Source organism: Roseiflexus castenholzii DSM 13941, from assembly GCF_000017805.1.
Classification (GTDB): domain Bacteria; phylum Chloroflexota; class Chloroflexia; order Chloroflexales; family Roseiflexaceae; genus Roseiflexus; species Roseiflexus castenholzii.
The window spans coordinates 3,966,929-3,982,935 of record NC_009767.1; the positions used below are offsets into that span (position 1 = coordinate 3,966,929).

At 60.2% G+C, this 16,007-nt stretch carries 11 protein-coding genes and 1 pseudogene; 5 read left to right on the forward strand and 7 right to left on the reverse strand.

Annotated features, from left to right (window positions below):
- Positions 1–8: 8 nt before the first annotated feature.
- Entirely contained in the window at positions 9–1,643 is a 1,635-nt protein-coding gene (locus tag RCAS_RS15795) for a GAF domain-containing sensor histidine kinase (RefSeq protein ID WP_012121542.1), read from the reverse strand.
- A 242-nt stretch (positions 1,644–1,885) separates the two neighbouring features.
- Between RCAS_RS15795 and RCAS_RS15800 the strand changes: the two genes are divergently transcribed.
- The 3 genes from RCAS_RS15800 (at position 1,886) to hpf (ending at position 5,277) form a co-directional block, all read left to right on the forward strand.
- Positions 1,886–3,484 (forward strand): flavin-containing monooxygenase, encoded by a 1,599-nt coding sequence (locus RCAS_RS15800; protein WP_232280036.1) that lies wholly within the window; start codon positions 1,886–1,888, stop codon positions 3,482–3,484.
- Positions 3,484–4,305, forward strand: coding sequence for an SDR family NAD(P)-dependent oxidoreductase (locus RCAS_RS15805; protein WP_012121544.1), 822 nt, complete (start codon positions 3,484–3,486; stop codon positions 4,303–4,305). The genes RCAS_RS15800 and RCAS_RS15805 overlap by 1 nt, the downstream gene beginning before the upstream one ends.
- A gap of 390 nt (positions 4,306–4,695) precedes the next feature.
- Positions 4,696–5,277, forward strand: a complete 582-nt coding sequence (gene hpf / locus RCAS_RS15810) for a ribosome hibernation-promoting factor, HPF/YfiA family (RefSeq protein ID WP_041330925.1) — start codon at positions 4,696–4,698, stop codon at positions 5,275–5,277.
- 15 nt (positions 5,278–5,292) lie between these two features.
- On the opposite strand, the gene amrB is transcribed toward hpf, so the two are convergent.
- The gene (gene amrB / locus RCAS_RS15815; protein WP_012121546.1) at positions 5,293–6,126 is read right to left on the reverse strand and encodes an AmmeMemoRadiSam system protein B; all 834 of its coding nucleotides are present in this window, start codon (positions 6,124–6,126) and stop codon (positions 5,293–5,295) included.
- 650 nt (positions 6,127–6,776) lie between these two features.
- Here amrB and RCAS_RS15820 point away from each other — a divergent pair.
- The gene (locus RCAS_RS15820) at positions 6,777–9,125 is read left to right on the forward strand and encodes a patatin-like phospholipase domain-containing protein (RefSeq protein ID WP_012121547.1); all 2,349 of its coding nucleotides are present in this window, start codon (positions 6,777–6,779) and stop codon (positions 9,123–9,125) included.
- A 238-nt stretch (positions 9,126–9,363) separates the two neighbouring features.
- Here RCAS_RS15820 and corA read toward each other — a convergent pair whose 3' ends face one another.
- From corA to RCAS_RS26265, 5 genes and pseudogenes are all read right to left on the reverse strand, one after another.
- Positions 9,364–10,383 (reverse strand): magnesium/cobalt transporter CorA, encoded by a 1,020-nt coding sequence (gene corA, locus RCAS_RS15825; RefSeq protein WP_012121548.1) that lies wholly within the window; start codon positions 10,381–10,383, stop codon positions 9,364–9,366.
- Between the two features lies 1 nt (position 10,384).
- Positions 10,385–11,047, reverse strand: a complete 663-nt coding sequence (locus tag RCAS_RS15830) for a potassium channel family protein (RefSeq protein WP_012121549.1) — start codon at positions 11,045–11,047, stop codon at positions 10,385–10,387.
- A 15-nt stretch (positions 11,048–11,062) separates the two neighbouring features.
- Positions 11,063–11,707: a potassium channel family protein gene (locus tag RCAS_RS15835; RefSeq protein WP_012121550.1), complete on the reverse strand. Its 645-nt coding sequence runs from the start codon at positions 11,705–11,707 to the stop codon at positions 11,063–11,065.
- Positions 11,708–11,716: 9 nt separating this feature from the next.
- Positions 11,717–12,658, reverse strand: a complete 942-nt coding sequence (gene argF / locus RCAS_RS15840) for an ornithine carbamoyltransferase (RefSeq protein ID WP_012121551.1) — start codon at positions 12,656–12,658, stop codon at positions 11,717–11,719.
- Positions 12,659–12,788: 130 nt separating this feature from the next.
- Positions 12,789–12,917, reverse strand: a pseudogene (locus RCAS_RS26265) (Uma2 family endonuclease); the annotation flags it as partial.
- Positions 12,918–14,455: 1,538 nt separating this feature from the next.
- On the opposite strand from RCAS_RS26265, the gene argH reads away from it, so the two are divergent.
- Positions 14,456–15,823, forward strand: coding sequence for an argininosuccinate lyase (gene argH / locus RCAS_RS15855; protein WP_012121553.1), 1,368 nt, complete (start codon positions 14,456–14,458; stop codon positions 15,821–15,823).
- Positions 15,824–16,007: the final 184 nt, after the last annotated feature.

Here is a 16,007-nt window from a genome sequence, read left to right on the forward strand (position 1 = left end):
CAACAACATCAGGCAAGCGGCACCCGCAATTCGACCGTCGTACCTTCGCCTTCCGCCGAGCGGATGCGGCACTCACCGCCGATCAGGCGCGCGCGCTCGCGCATATTCAGCAAACCCAACGAACCGCGAGTATTGTAACTCGATTCAACGGCAGCAAGGTTGAATCCGCGTCCGCGATCCCGCACACTGGCAACCAGTTGCCCTTCTTCCAGGTACAGGTAAATCACCACTTCGTCGGTGCGCGCATGTTTGCGTGCATTATTGACTGCTTCCTGAATAATAATGAAAATGGCGCCCTCCACTTCGACCGGCAATCGTGGAATGCTGGAAGGCGCCTCGAGGCGCAGTTTCATGACACCGGCAGGATCACGGAAGCGGGCCACATATTGCTGCAACGTCGATAGCAATCCTTGCGTTTCCAGCCCGAGCGGTCGCAGTTCAAAGAGGAGCGTGCGAATATCGTAGGCGGTTTTTTGCACCAGTTCGGCGAGAACTTCCAATTCACCTTCGACTCGTTCCGGCATGGCACGCAGCAATTTCTTGATGAACTCGATATTCATCGCAATCGCTGCAATACTCTGGGTCGGACCATCGTGCAGGTCGCGCGCAATCGCCGCGCGTACCTCCGCTTCCTTGGCGAGCAACCGGTCACGTTCCTCTTTCAGACTGCGCACCAGGCGCGCATTCTCGACGGCAATCGCCGCCTGCGTCGCCAGCGTCGTCAGAAGGCGCAGGTCCTGGTCGTCGAAAGGCGTCCCATCACGTTTGTTGAGCACCTGCATTACGCCGACGACACGATCGCCGATACGCATCGGCGCACAGAGGATCTGGCGCGTCTCAAAATCGACATCACGCGCAACTCCATCGAACCAGCGTGGGTCTTGTTCGACATCATTGACAATCTGGCCAATCCCATTGGTGGCCACCCAACCGGCAATGCCGCGATCAAGCGGGATGCGAAACTCGCGCTGCTCACCGGTATGCGGATCGGGCAGTTCCAGGATCAGTTCACGGGTGTGCTCATCGAGCAGCATGATCGAGCAACGCTCAGCGCCCATCGCCTGAGGAACCTGGTTGCGAATATCGTTCAGCAGACTGGAGAGATCGAGATTGCTCGCCAGCGCCTGCCCCACCTGATAGAGCAGATGAAGTTCGCGCAGGTCCTGCTCGGCGCGTCGCAGGCGTGCCAGTTTGTCGGCTTCTCCGCCAATGGCGCGCACCAGCAGCATGGCAAGGTCCTCATCGGGCGCGGGAGACGGGCGCTCCGTTTCGGCATCGAGCACGACCAGATGGAGCAAACCCACGGTCTGTGAACTGGTCGATAGTGGAAGTTCGAGCAATTTGCGTTCGTCGTCGAGCGTGTAGTAGCCGATGGTTGGTTCACGCCCTTCTTCGCGGCGGGCGAATGTTTCGCGCGCCTCGGCGATCAGTGCGCCAGCCTCGCTGTCGATCACCCCATGATGCAGGCGAATGACCTCGCCATGGGGCGCATGGTAGAGCAATGCACCTCCCTGCGCGGGCCAGAAGGCGACCAATCGCTCCAGCGACGCTTGAAGCAATTCATGCACATCCTGGTGGCCCCCAGCCGAAATAAGTTGACTCAGGGTTTGCAACTGACGCTGATCGACGAGCAGTGGCGCCATGGCGGACCTCGCAACTGTAGCATTGTGCGTACTGTACGGCATTGCACGTCCTCTGTCAATGCAACGCCAGCCTGATATGATATATATCATACATCACACCGGAAAGGTATGGCGAGATACGATGTGGCTGATGTCGGGTGCGCTCGGGTATTCGGTCCGACCTTAAACGTCCCGGGGTGAAGGGGCGCGCCCGCACCCTTTGTCCCATCAGCCCGACGGTTCAGCGTCTGGCGACGCTCTTCATGGTATACTTCAAACATCTCGACATTTTCCGCTGCCCCGATACCGACGGACTATTCCACGATGTTATCGTTTCCGCAATGATCCCGGGTGATACTATGTCAATTCAGTCCTCTCCTCATACCGATGTCCTGATCGTCGGCGCCGGACTTTCCGGCATTTGCGCCGCGTACTACGTGCAAACACGCTGTCCGACCCGAAGCTACGCCATTCTGGAAAGCCGCGATACGATGGGAGGCACATGGGACCTCTTTCGCTATCCGGGCGTCCGTTCGGACTCAGACATGCATACGCTGGGATATAGTTTTCGCCCGTGGCGCGGGTTAAAATCAATGGCGGACGGTCCATCGATCCTGCGGTATATCGAAGAAACAGCACAAGAGTACGGCATCGACCACCGGATTCGCTTCGGCTATCGTGTCCAGCGCGCTGCGTGGTCATCCGCTGAGGCACGCTGGAGCGTGGACGCAATTCGGATGTCGGATGGCGCACCGGCACGGTTCACCTGCTCCTTTCTCTTTATGTGCACGGGTTACTACGACTATGCCCAGGGATACACCCCCGATTGGCCCGATCTCGATCTTTTCCGTGGACTCGTTATTCACCCGCAACGGTGGCCCACCGATCTTGACTATGCCGGCAAGCGAATTATTGTCATCGGCAGCGGCGCTACGGCCGTAACGCTGGCGCCAGCGCTGGCGGAGCGCGCAGCGCACGTGACCATCCTTCAGCGCTCACCAACCTATGTGGTCGCACTGCCCGCCGAAGACCCGGTTATGCGTCGGTTCTACCAAAAGTTGCCGCCTCGCATCGCCTATCGCCTGTCGCGCTGGTGGTCCATCGGGGTTGGGATGTATTTCTATACCCTGGCGCGCCGCCTGCCCGACGCCACTCGACGCAACATCCTCACGCAGATACGGGCGCATCTTGGTCCTGATTTCGATGTCGAGACCCATTTCAATCCACATTACAACCCCTGGGATCAGCGGCTCTGTGTCGCACCCGACGGTGACCTGTTCCGGGCGATCAAATCTGGCAGGATAGCCATGGTCACCGATCAGATCGAGCGTTTTACCGAAACCGGTATTCGGCTCGCCTCCGGGACAGAACTTAACGCTGATATTATCGTGACCGCCACCGGTCTGGTGCTGAAGCCGATGGGGGGTGCGCAGATCGTTGTTGACGGCATACCCGTCGATCCAGGGAAAACGCTCACCTATCGGGGCGCCATGTTCAGCGATGTGCCCAATCTGGCGCTGGCGTTTGGCTACACCAATGCGTCGTGGACTCTGAAGTGCGAATTGATAGCACAGTATGTCTGCCGTCTGCTGAATTATATGGAGAAACACGGCTACGCGCGATGCACACCGCGACGTCCGAATACGCTCCTCTCCATACAACCGGCAGTGACGCTCACCTCCGGTTACATTCAGCGCGCCCTCGACGTCATCCCGCGTCAGGGCGAACGCGATCCCTGGAAGGCGCATCAGAACTATCTGCGCGATCTCTTGAGTCTGCGATTCGGTCGCCTGAATGACGGTTCGATGGAATTCGCTCGATTGGGACAACTCCAGGCGCACGCGGTTCGGGGAGTACGATAGTGGCGCGTCGCATGCAGCTGGCAAACCGGACAGCAGTGGTCACCGGCGCAGCAAGCGGCATTGGCAGAGCGATTGCCCTATCGCTGGCGCGTCGCTGCTGCCACCTTGCGCTGGCGGACATCGACGAAGCGGGGATGGCGCACACAGCGGCGTTGATCGCGCCCCACCACGTGCGTGTCAGTTGCCATTGCCTCGATGTGTCCGATGCCATTGCGGTCGCTGCGCTGCCAGAGGCGGTGCGTTGCGCGCACGGCGGCGTGGATCTGTTGTTCAATAACGCAGGTGTAGCGATGTGGGGCAATTTCGATCAGGTCAGCGATGCCGACTTTGAGTGGTTGTTCGCCATTAACTTCCACGGTCTCGTGCATATGACGCGCGCATTTCTGCCGCTGCTGAAAGCAAGCGACGATGCGCGCCTGGTGAACATTTCGAGCGTTTTCGGGCTTGTCGCGCCTTCAGGTCAGGCGGCATACGCCGCCAGCAAATTCGCAGTGCGCGGGTTCTCCGAGGCGCTCCGACACGAACTCGAGCATACGTCGGTCGGAGTGACAGTCGTCTTTCCTGGCGGCGTGGCAACTGCTATTTCCGAGCGTGCGCGCCAACCGGCAGCAATGTCGCGCGCGGAGGTCGAACAGGGGCTGGCGCGATCACGCCGATTGCTGACTCTGCCGCCGGAAGTCGCCGGCGAAACCATTGTCAGAAGCGTCGAGCAGCGCAAAGCGCGGGTACTGATCGGACGCGACGCACGCCTGATCGACCTGCTTGTGCGCCTGGCGCCCGTCTCGTACTGGAGCATTATGCGGCGTGTGATGGGGCGCTGACGCCGAATCAACAACGATATGGCGTAGTGAGCATGGCGCCAGAAACACCCTGCCGCAGCAGGTTAGCGATTCTTAACACACGTTGCTTGCACTGCTGCTGTCTACGTAGTACAATAAAGCAACGGTACGCAATTGCATGTCCTTGATGTATCCGCCTCTGCTCATGATTTCGTAGCCTGGAAAGGACGACAAACGTGGTTCAGACCGTTTGCGGCCCGCACGGTTACGGAGACGCGAATACCGCTGTTGTTGTTCGTTGATGACAAACAAAGCCCTCATCCGCCTGGCTGGCGGTTGGGGGCTTTTTGCATTCCTTCGCAGCGTCGTTGCTGCACATTGACCGTCGTCGTCCACCCGCCGGGTGTGCGGGCAGTGATGCAGGAGGCCTGTATGAACCTGATCGTGAACAGTCGCAATGGCAAACTCTCGGATCGTCAGCGTCAGCACATCGAGCAAAAACTTTCACGCCTCGACCGTTACCTTGATCGGATCGACAAAGTGACGGTCGAGCATATGGAAGAAATGCGACGCAACGAGGGGAATGTCCATCGCGTGCAGGTGACGGTTGTCGGCGATCATGGTGTGTTGGTGCGCGCCGAGCGGCGCGCGCCGGAGTTGTATGCGGCGATTGACGAAGTGTACGACACGCTCCAGCGTCAGATCGAGCGTTATAAGGATAAGCACTGGCGGCGCGGCAGGCTTCGCCGTCAGGGAGGGCAGATTGTCGAGGCGCTGCCTGAAATGAACGCCGCAGCGCCTGCCCCAATCGACGAGGAAGAGCAGCGACCGCGTATCGTCCGCACGAAGGAATTCCAGGTCAAGCCGATGTACAGCGATGAAGCGGTCGAGCAGATGGAACTCCTCGGACACAGTTTCTTCATCTTCCAGGATGCTGATACCGGGAAACTGAATGTGCTCTACCGCCGCCAGGACGGGAACTATGGCTTGATCGTGCCAGAAGTGACTGACTGATGACGGTCATCATACTCATGCCACCTGCCAGATTGCGGCTGCGCCATAGCCGACGACCCATGGCGCATCGGGTTCGACATCACCAGACGTTCCATAGCGCACAATGGTGACTTGGTCGGCGCCGAGGTCACGGCAAGCCCACAACACCGCTGCAATTGCGCCGCTGCCGCAGGCGTATCCAGCGCCTTCGTACTCGGCGGCGATCACGGCATCGGGATCGAACGCCGCGACCCGCCGCAAGAGTTCGGCATCGAGGCGATGCGCCACCGATGCCGGTTCATAGTGCGACAGATCCGAACTGGCAATCAGTAGTACATCACGTCCCCGCACGGTTTCTGCCAGCGCTGCGCCGAGCGCGGCAGCCGTCGTCGTGCGTTGATCCGCCATCATGACGGGCAGCAGGCGGAATGAACCGAGAACACACTGAAGAAACGGCAACTCGATTTCGATGGCATGCTCATCATCGTAGCGCCGCCGCGCCAGGCCATACCCCGCATGCGCACACAGTGCAGCATCAAGTTGCACGATTGCATCGGCATCGACTTCGACAACGCCCAGCGGTGTTTCGTATGCCGCGTGCCCGGTCGTGATCAGTGGCGTGTCACCGCCACGGTGCCACGGCGACACGATGACGATGATGTCCGGCGTGCTGCCGCGTATGCATGCAAATGCCCACGCCGCCACCGGACCGGAGTAGCGCAAGCCCGCGTGCGGCGCTAGCAGCCCCCAGATTCTGCCCGATAACCCGGGTGGGGTCGCCTGTGCCAGATACTGCTCAATCGCACGCCGCAAACGCGCAGGGTTCGACGGATACCAACTGCCAGCGATTGGTGATGGGCGGATGTCCATACGGCGCCTCCTGAGAATAGTCAGGAGTTATACCAATGACGATTGAAGATACCGCATGCGTGTCATTCCGAGCCCTTCGCTTCGCTCAGGGTAAACGCAGCGAGGAATCTGAGCGGGTCGCGCACGACCCCTCGCGCTGCGCGGGGTGACCATGCCGGAGGGTCACAGGTCATTGGTATTATACGGTCAGGAGATGAGCCACAAACAGTTTATGCCGGTATACCGGCATTGTAGCAGATGTGGTAGACTGGCGTGGTACTTAAGGGTAAGCTGAGCGGCAAGAGGCAGGAAGATGGAAATCCTCTTGTGAGCGCCCATGGGCACGGCAGGCACACCCGCCACGGGCAGGCGCGGGGACCTGACCCCACGCCGGTTCGTTTAAGGGCGGACAGAACACCGAGCGAACACCGGTACTCCCACCATGGGACCGTGGGACGGCCGCGAGCACGGCGCCGGTCGTCCCGCTCCCGCGCGCGGGAGCGGGACAGGGGGTGAGGGGAAAATGGCGCATCCCAACGCCATGCATGCCCTCCACGCGCATGCGTGCTGTCCGCCATTGAACGCCGGTTCGGGGGTGAGTGGCGGGGCGCCTCCCCAACGGTCGGGCGCCCCTCGTGGGTGCTCACAGGTCGAGCGGCAAGGGCGGCAGCATGACACACGACAGCCATTCAATCTACACCGACGCCGATTTTATCAAGGACGATCTGCGGCGCTGCGATCTGGTGATGAAAGGCGGCATCACCAGCGGCGTAGTCTATCCACCGGCGATCATCGAGCTTGCAACGCGCTACCGGTTTGTCAACATCGGCGGCGCCTCGGCGGGCGCGATTGCAGCGGCAGCGGCAGCGGCGGCAGAGTATGGGCGCGCCGTCCCCTATGCCGGGCATCGCAGCGGTTTTCAACGGCTCGACCGATTGCGCGCCTGGCTTGGCGAGGGTGAAGGCAATCTGGCGGGGCTATTCCAGCCATTCTCCCGCATGAAACCTCTGTTTCACGCGCTGTTCGACCTGGTGATCGCTTCCAGAGCAGCGCCCCCAAAACGCCCATCTGCATCCGGGAGATCGCCGTCTGTGTTTCGTCTTCCCGTTGCCGCGATCCGGTTTGTCTGGCGAGCGCTTTCCTTCTTCGTCCGCATTACTCGATTGCTGGCGCGCCATCATCCATCGATAACACTGGGGATCGGCGTTGCTATCGCACTGATCGGTGCGGCGATCTGGATTCTCCCACCCTTCCTGAGCGACTCGCCGGTGCAGCCGTTGGTCGTGATCGTGGGGGCAGTACTGGCGATTCTTTCTGGTTTGATCGTCGGAACACTGGCGGGGGCGACGCACCTCGCGTGGATTGCCGTTACTGAACTGCCGCGCCATCTGTTTGGGTTGTGCAGCGGACATACGGACGGCGCAACACCTGAAGGATGGCCGCCAACGCTGGGAGATGCCAGGGGAGGCGGCAAACCGCCCGCATTGACCGATTGGCTTCATGCGGTCATCAACGGACTGGCAGGTCGCGACGCCGATCAACCGCCGCTGACCTTCGGCGAACTGGCAAACACACCAGACGGACGGACGATTTCACTACGCATGATGACCAGCGACTTGAGCGAACACATGCCGTATGTGATCCCTAAAGACCTGGGGCGTTTTCTCTTCGATCCGACCGAATTCGCGCGCCTGTTCCCGAAGGTTGTTGTTGAACATATGCGCGCGCGAAGCATAGCCGCAGCGTACCAGGTTCTGGATGAGCGCGGCGCAGTGCGAATGCTGCTGCCCCTGCCCGCCTGGCGCGATCTGCCGGTCGTCGTTGGTGCGCGTATGAGCCTGAGTTTTCCGCTCCTGATTGCCGCCGTGCCGCTCTACACCATCAGCGTTGCCGGGCAACGCGAAGCGAGCGCCGGAAGGACGTTGCGCGTAGAACACCTTCAGCGCCATATTTTCAGCGATGGCGGGATTGCCAGCAACTTCCCGATCCATTTTTTCGACCGCTGGCTGCCAACCCATCCGACGTTTGGCATCAATCTGGTGCAATTGCCCACCGATGAAGCCGACAACGAACGGTTTCTCCAGGCGCTGCTGACAAACAATAGCGCAGAGTCGTCCGACGAAACGCTGAAACCGGAGATTATTGTCAAGCAGGCATACCTGGGACGCGCCGACTTTCGCGCCGCAGCGCCGGAACCACCGCCTGCCCGCGCCGCGACACCGTTCAGCGATCCACAAGGAGAGGTCTATCTGCCGCCTGCCGGACCGGGTGAAGATTATGTCGAATGGCAGACGATTGACACTCTTCCGGCATTCTTCCGGTCGATCTTCGGCACAGCGCAGAGTTACCGCGATACGGCACAGGCGCGCCTGCCAGGGTACAACGAGCGCGTGGTGCGGGTGCGCCTGCGACCGGAGGAAGGCGGTCTCAATCTACGCATGTCGCCACGGATCATCGCCAAAATCGAGCGCAAAGGGCGACTCGCCGGGCGCGCATTGCTGCCGCAGGAACCCGAAACTGCCGGAAGAAGGCGCGGCGGCTTCCGTTTCGACGATCATCGATGGGTGCGCCTCGTGACGCTCCTTTCGGAGATTGATCAGCAACTCCGCGATATGCGCACCGCCTACGATGATGTGCAGGCAGAGTACCCCACGTTTTTGCGTCATGCGCTGACGAACGACCATCTGCCGGTTTGCCCGCCCTACTACGCCGGCAGCGCCGAAGAGCGCGCACTCCTTGCGCGGCGCATCGAGGCGCTGATTGCGCTCTACACGCTGTGGAGCGATCTGGACGAAGACACAACAGCGCGCCTTAATACAATCCTGCTGCGCATGAACAAACGGACGCTCCAGAACCTGGCGCAACTCCTCGAACAACCAGACGATCAGGAAGCGTTGAACAGCCTGCACGACTGGCTTGGCGCCCTGCACGCCGAGAAAGTGCGCGTCGCAAAAGTGGCAGAACGCGAGGCGTCTCCGGTTGAGGATATGATGGACCTGCGGGTCATGCCGACGGTGTGAGCGAGGACAGCGCCGATCCTTTGGGATGAGAAGCGCTGCTCCGATGTCCCGACGCCTTGTTTATTCTCACGCCCCTATCTTTTTCGATGGAAGCAACCTGCTAACCGGCGAGCGCCCTTCAGGACGCACGGATGACGCCGGTGATCACCGGTCACGCTGTCGATGGAGCGCTTGCAGGCACGTTGACCGATCTGCGCATAACGGACAACACCCGCCATTCCACGGGCGCCCTCCAACCTCACAACCATCCGCGCCGCTTGAAGATCGCAATCAGCAGCAGACTGATCGCCGCCATCAGACCGAGCGCAAAGGGATAGCCCCAGGGCCAGCTTAATTCGGGCATGAACTCGAAATTCATGCCATACACCCCCGCAATCAGGGCAGCCGACATCAGAATGATCGAGGCAATCGTCAATGTTTTGACGACCTCGTTCAACTGATTCGATTGAAGGGAGAGGAACGCATCGAGGGCGCTCGACAGCAGATCGCGGTAGGTGTCGATACTATCGGTAATGCGAATCAGGTGGTCGTACACATCCTGAAAGTAAGCCACCATATCGCGCGGATAGACCGGCGCTTCCCGACGGATAAGCACGTTCAAAACATCGCGTTCCGAAGCGACGATCTTGCGCATCAACAGCAATTCACGCTTGAGCGCAAAAATTTCCTGGAGCGATTCGGGGCGAAAATGGTCAAAAATCTGCGCCTCAACGTCTTCAACCCGCTCGATCAACGCATCCAGAATCGGGAAATATTCATCGACAATCGTATCGAGCAGATGATACAGCAGTTCGGCGACATCTTCGCCAAAATCGTGCTCATATCGCTGCCAGCGACGGATCGTTTCATCTATCGCAGCGATTGGATCCTGATGGATACACACCAGATAGTTCGCACCGATGAACAGGCTGACCTGCTGCGAAGAAATCCGCTTCTGCGCGGCATCATAACGCAAGGCATAGAAGAGCAGAAAATAGTATCCGTTGTACGCATCGATTTTAGGACGTTCATGCGGATGAGTTGCATCCTCAATTGCCAGCGGATGGAAGCCAAACTCGTCGGAGAGTAACGCCAGATCTTCGGCGCGCGGGTTTTGCAGATCCACCCAGACAATCTGATCCTTCTGCTGGATCAGATCGCTGATTGCAGCAACCTCAACCGTGCTGTCGAATCGCCCATCGTGCTGACAGACAACCAGATGGCGGGCAGGGGCGCGAGATACCGCTCGCTGCCGGGTATTGCGAATGAGACGCGCCATACTACTGGAATCGCTCCGAGAGCGATGCCTCGCGGTCGCGGTATGCGAGTGCAATCACCTGATCGCCCGCCTGAATGACTGTTTCCCCCGATGGCAGAATAACATCGTCACCGCGCAGGATGGCTGTCAACAGACAATCGGGCGGAAGACGCAGCGCAGCGACCGTCTTTCCCACCGCACTCGACTCTGGTGAGACCGTAAATTCAATCAGCGAGATTCGCCCTTCGCGCAGGCGCGTCAATTGCACAATCGCGCCAAGGTTAATGTCGGCTTCCAACCCGCGCCCAATCGTCTGCGCCGTATCGATCGGCAGATCGACTCCCATGCGTCGGGTGAACAGCCAGGCATTCTTCGGATTGTTGATGCGCGCAGCAACACGACCGACACGGAACTCACGTTTGCACAGCACCGCAATCACCAGGTTGTCCTCGTCATCGCCGGTAACGGCAGCGACTGCATCAGCGAATTCTGCGCCTGCTTCGCGCAGCACCGAGGGATCGCACCCATCCCCCTCGATCACCCGAATATCCGGCAGAATGCGCATCAGAGCATGCGCCACCTGCTCCTGCTTTTCCACCAGCGTGATTGAATGACGTCCCTCGACATTCAGGAACATCGCCAGATTACGCCCAATTTTACCGCCGCCGACAATCAGCACATTCATAACATTCCGACAGGTTTACTGAACCATCGAGTCGAGCAGCCCGGTCGCCGTCGCCAACACCGCCACGTGCACCACATCGCCGTCTTCGAGCAGCACGCCGGGAGTCGGCAGAAATGCACGCCCGCGACGCACGATGACCACCGGCATGATCTCTCCGGGTACCGACAGATCGCGCACAAAGTGACCAACAAGACGTCCGCTGATCGTCACTTCGGCAATCTCCACTTCTCCGCTGCCGAACTGAATCGATGAAACCGTTTCGTCGCCGCGGAGAATTCGGCGAATCGTATGCACCGCCCAACTGGTTGAACTGATCGTGCGAATGCCGAGTTCCCGATAGATCGCTTCACGCTGTGGATCGTAAATGCGCGCCACAACATTTGGCACACGGAAGACATCCCGCGCAACGGTTGCCGTAATGTAGTTCGAGTTGTCGCCATTCGTCACGGCTGCAAGCGCATCGGCGCGCTCGACGCCCGCCTCACGCAGGGTATCCCGGTCGAAACCGACGCCGAGCACCGTCTGACCACGGAACTCGCGCCCCAGACGTTTGAACGCCTGCGGATTCTTATCGATCACTGCGACTGAATGCCCTTCGGCAGACATTTGCTGCGCCAGCAGACATCCGACACGACCGCATCCGACGACGATCAGGTGCATAGGCTTCCTCTACAACCCGAGCAGGGTCAGAATCAACGCTTTCTGAACGTGCAGTCGGTTCTCCGCCTGCTCAAAAACAACAGATTGCGGACCATCGATGACGTCGGGTGTCACCTCTTCGCCGCGATGCGCCGGGAGACAGTGCATAAACAGCGCGCCCGACCGGGCGTGCGTCATTAGTGCGGCATTGACCTGATAGGGTTGAAAGACCGGACGACGCCGCGCTGCTTCGTGTTCCTGCCCCATCGACGTCCATACATCGGTGTACACTGCGTCCGCCCCCAGAACCGCTTCGACCGGCGATGGCGTCACCTCTACCGAGACGCCGCGCTCGATAGCGCGCCGCTCGGCAAGCGCCAGAATCTCCGGGTCGGGACGATAATCGAGTGGACAACCGATCCGAACGTTCACTCCCAATGTCGCACCCAGGAGCATCAGTGAGTGCGCGACATTGTTACCATCGCCGACGTATGCCAGGGTCAGCCCTTCGAGCCGCCCATAATGCTCGTGCAATGTCAGCATATCTGCCAGCGCCTGGCAGGGATGCTCACGGTCCGACAGCGCATTGATGACCGGCACCGTCGCGTAACGCGCGAGGGTTTCGACGGTTGCATGGCGGAAGACGCGCGCAGCGATCGCCTGCACCCAGCGACTGAGGTTGCGCGCCACGTCGGGAACGCTTTCGCGCCCGCCCATATCGATGTCGTTCGCGGACAGGTAACTGCCATGTCCGCCGAGTTGGGTCATCCCGGCTTCAAAGGCGACGCGCGTGCGCAGGGATGGCTTCTCGAATACCAGCGCCAGTGTTTTGCCCTGGAGCGGCAGTGCGCCATTGGCGTCGCGTGGATGCCCGCCGTTGCGCCATTCCGCCTTCAGCGTTTGCGCGCGATCCAGCAATGCTTCGACTTCGGCGCGCGTCAGATCGGCAGCCGAAAGAAAATGCCTGACCATACCCGTCCTCATCGTCTAATTCTACGTCAAAGACCGCGTCAACACCGACGGTGAACCTCTCGATCAGCGCCGATGTCGCCTGGACGCCGCGCCCAAATCTTCTATGTTCGACGTAAGCGCCATTCGCCAGCTGCAATACCGTGATGGTTTCGTCAAGCGAGTTGACGATCCAGTATTCGGGGATGCCCCCTTCGAAGTAATCGTTGCGTTTTCCGACCAGATCGCGTTCGGATTTGTCGTGGCTGACCACTTCCAGCACAAGATCGGCGCCAATCCAGATCGATCCTGCTGGCGCACATCATGCGCCGAACGCAGCAGCAGATCAAGCTCGCGATACTTTCCCGAACGAATGCGCAGACGCAATGGTGCAATCAGCACTTTGCCGCCGCGTAATTCAACCGCAGTGAAAAACAGACGGTACAGAAAGAGAAGGATTGATTGATGATGGTCGGTCGGTATCGGCAGAATATCGATATATCCGTCGGTAAACTCAACCAGAGTGCTCGCGTGATCGCTCAACCATAGATAATCCTCCTCCCACTGCCCCTGACGCAGTGCAACGCTGAGCACCAGGGCATCAAGTTCTTCCTGCGACGCGGCGATCATCGACTGGCGGGAAACGGACATCATTCTGCGCTCTCAAATATGGATTTCATCGCCTGCTTTCTGGTGATATGCGCATTGTACCACAGGGTCAGGGGTTAGATCACGTGCCTTAACTTGCTGCGTTACCGTATACTCTCATCTCTCGCCCCTCCCCGCTCCACCAATGCGAGATAAATCTCACGCGACGCCATGGTTGGGCGCTGCTCACCGCTCCCCGCTCCACCAATGCGAGATAAATCTCGCGCGATGCCATGGTCGGGCGCTGCTCACCGCTTCCCCTCTCCACCAATGCGAGATAAATCTCGCGCGACGCCATGGTTGGGCGCTGCTCGAATCTCCATAAATGCGAGATGAATCTCGCGCTACGCCATGGTTGGGCGCTGCTCGAATCTCCATAAATGCGAGATAAATCTCGCGCGACGCTATTGTCGGACGCTGCTCGAATCTCCATAAATGCGAGATGAATCTCGCGCGACGCCATGGTTGGGCGCCTCGCGCCTCGTCCCTCTCCACAAACGCGAGATAAATCTCGCGCGACGCCATGGTCGGGCGCCTCGCGCCTCGCGCCTCGCACCTCGCACCTCTCACCTCTCACCTCTCACCTCTCACCTCGCACCTCGCACCTCGCACCTCGCACCTCGCACCTCTCGCCTCGCGCCTCGCGCCTCTCCCCTCTCCCCTCGCACCTCTCCCCTCACCCCTCGCGCCTCTCCCCTCACCCCTCTCCCCTCGCGCCTCTCCACAAACGCGAGATAAATCTCGCGCTACGCCATGGTCGGGCGCCTCGCGCCTCGCACCTCGCGCCTCGTCCCTCGCGCCTCGTCCCTCGCGCCTCTCCACAAACGCGAGATAAATCTCGCGCTACGCCACGGTCGGGTGCCTCGCGCCTCACCCCTCTCACCTCACCCCTCTCACCTCACCCCTCTCACCTCACCCCTCTCGCCTCACCCCTCTCACCTCACCCCTCTCGCCTCACCCCTCTCGCCTCTCCCCTCTCGCCTCACCCCTCTCGCCTCACCCCTCTCGCCTCACCCCTCTCGCCTCGCCCCTCTCGCCTCTCCCCTCTCCCAAAGGCACACAGCCTCCTTTCCTCATCACTCGTCTTCATGTACCATGACTTCATCGTTCACCAGAAGCCTGTGAATCGCCGGCTCTCGGTTCTCAATACTCAGTTCTCGGAAGGAGAAAACGATGTGGGGCGGTCGTTTCGACGAAGGCATTGACGCGCGCATGGCGCGGTTCAACAACTCGTTCCCGTTCGATCAGCGCATGTGGCGCGAGGATATTCGCGGAAGCATGGCGTGGGCGCGTCAACTCGCACAGGCAGGAGTCATATCGACGGAAGAGCGCGACACACTGCTGACGGGTCTTGAGACGGTCTTTGCTGAGTTTGCCAATGATCGATTCGAGGCGCGACCAACTGACGAAGACATTCACACTGCCATCGAGCGCCGTCTGGGAGAACTCGTTGGCGCAGTCGCCGGAAAACTTCACACCGGGCGCAGCCGCAATGATCAGGTGGCGACCGATGTGCGACTCTGGACGATGGGTGCAATCCAGCGCATCGATGACGGCGTGCGGGCGCTGCAACAGGCGCTGCTGACGCAGGCAGAAGCCGCCGGCGACGCGCTGATGCCCGGCTATACGCATCTGCAACGCGCCCAACCGGTGTTGCTGGCGCACTGGCTGCTCTCACACTTCTGGTCTGCGCAACGCGACCGTGAACGCCTGACGGATTGCGCAAAACGAACGTCAGTGCTGCCGCTCGGCTCAGGCGCCATCGCCGGCACGCCACTGGCAATCGATCGCGCAGCGCTCGCCGCCGATCTGGGAATGGCAGCGATTTCTCCAAACAGCATCGACGCTGTCAGCGATCGTGATTTCGTTGCCGAATTTCTGTTCTGCGCGGCGCTGATCGGCATACATCTCAGCCGTCTGGCGGAAGACATGATCATTTACAGCAGCGCCGAGTTCGGTTTCGTCGTTCTCGCCGACGCCTACAGCACTGGATCGAGTCTGATGCCGCAGAAGAAAAACCCTGATTCGTTCGAACTGCTCCGCGGCAAAGCCGGGCGTCTCACCGGCGACCTGGTCACGGTGCTGACCGTGCTGAAAGGGATACCGTCCGCCTACGACAAAGACTTGCAGGAAGACAAAGAGCCGCTGTTCGACGCCGCCGACACCCTCGAACTGGCGCTGCCGGTCGCTGCCGGGGCAGTCGCAACGGCTCGCTTCCGTCACGACCGCATGCGCGCGGCGCTCGATGATGCGATGCTGGCTACCGATGCCGCCGATTACCTGGTGGCGCGCGGCGTACCATTCCGCGAAGCGCACCATGTGGTTGGCAGGCTGGTGCGTGAGGCGGAGCAACGTGGGGTTGCGCTCTCGGCGCTGCCGCTCGATATACTCCTGGCGGCGCATCCGGCCTGCGGCAGCGATATTCTTCAGGTGTTCGACATGGATCGCTCTGCGGCGCAGCGTCGCGTTCCGGGCGCAACCGCGCCGGGATCCGTGCGCGAACAGATCATCCGGGCGCGGCAGTGTCTTGGGGAACATTGAACGTTGCGCACCAGCAGGCGCGCACCACAGGTGCGCCCCTACTTCAGGTGTTCGACATGGATCGCTCTGCGGCGCAGCGTCGCGTTCCGGGCGCAACCGCGCCGGGATCCGTGCGCGAACAGATCATCCGGGCGCGGCAGTGTCTTGGGGAACATTGAACGTTGCGCACCAGCAGGCGCGCACC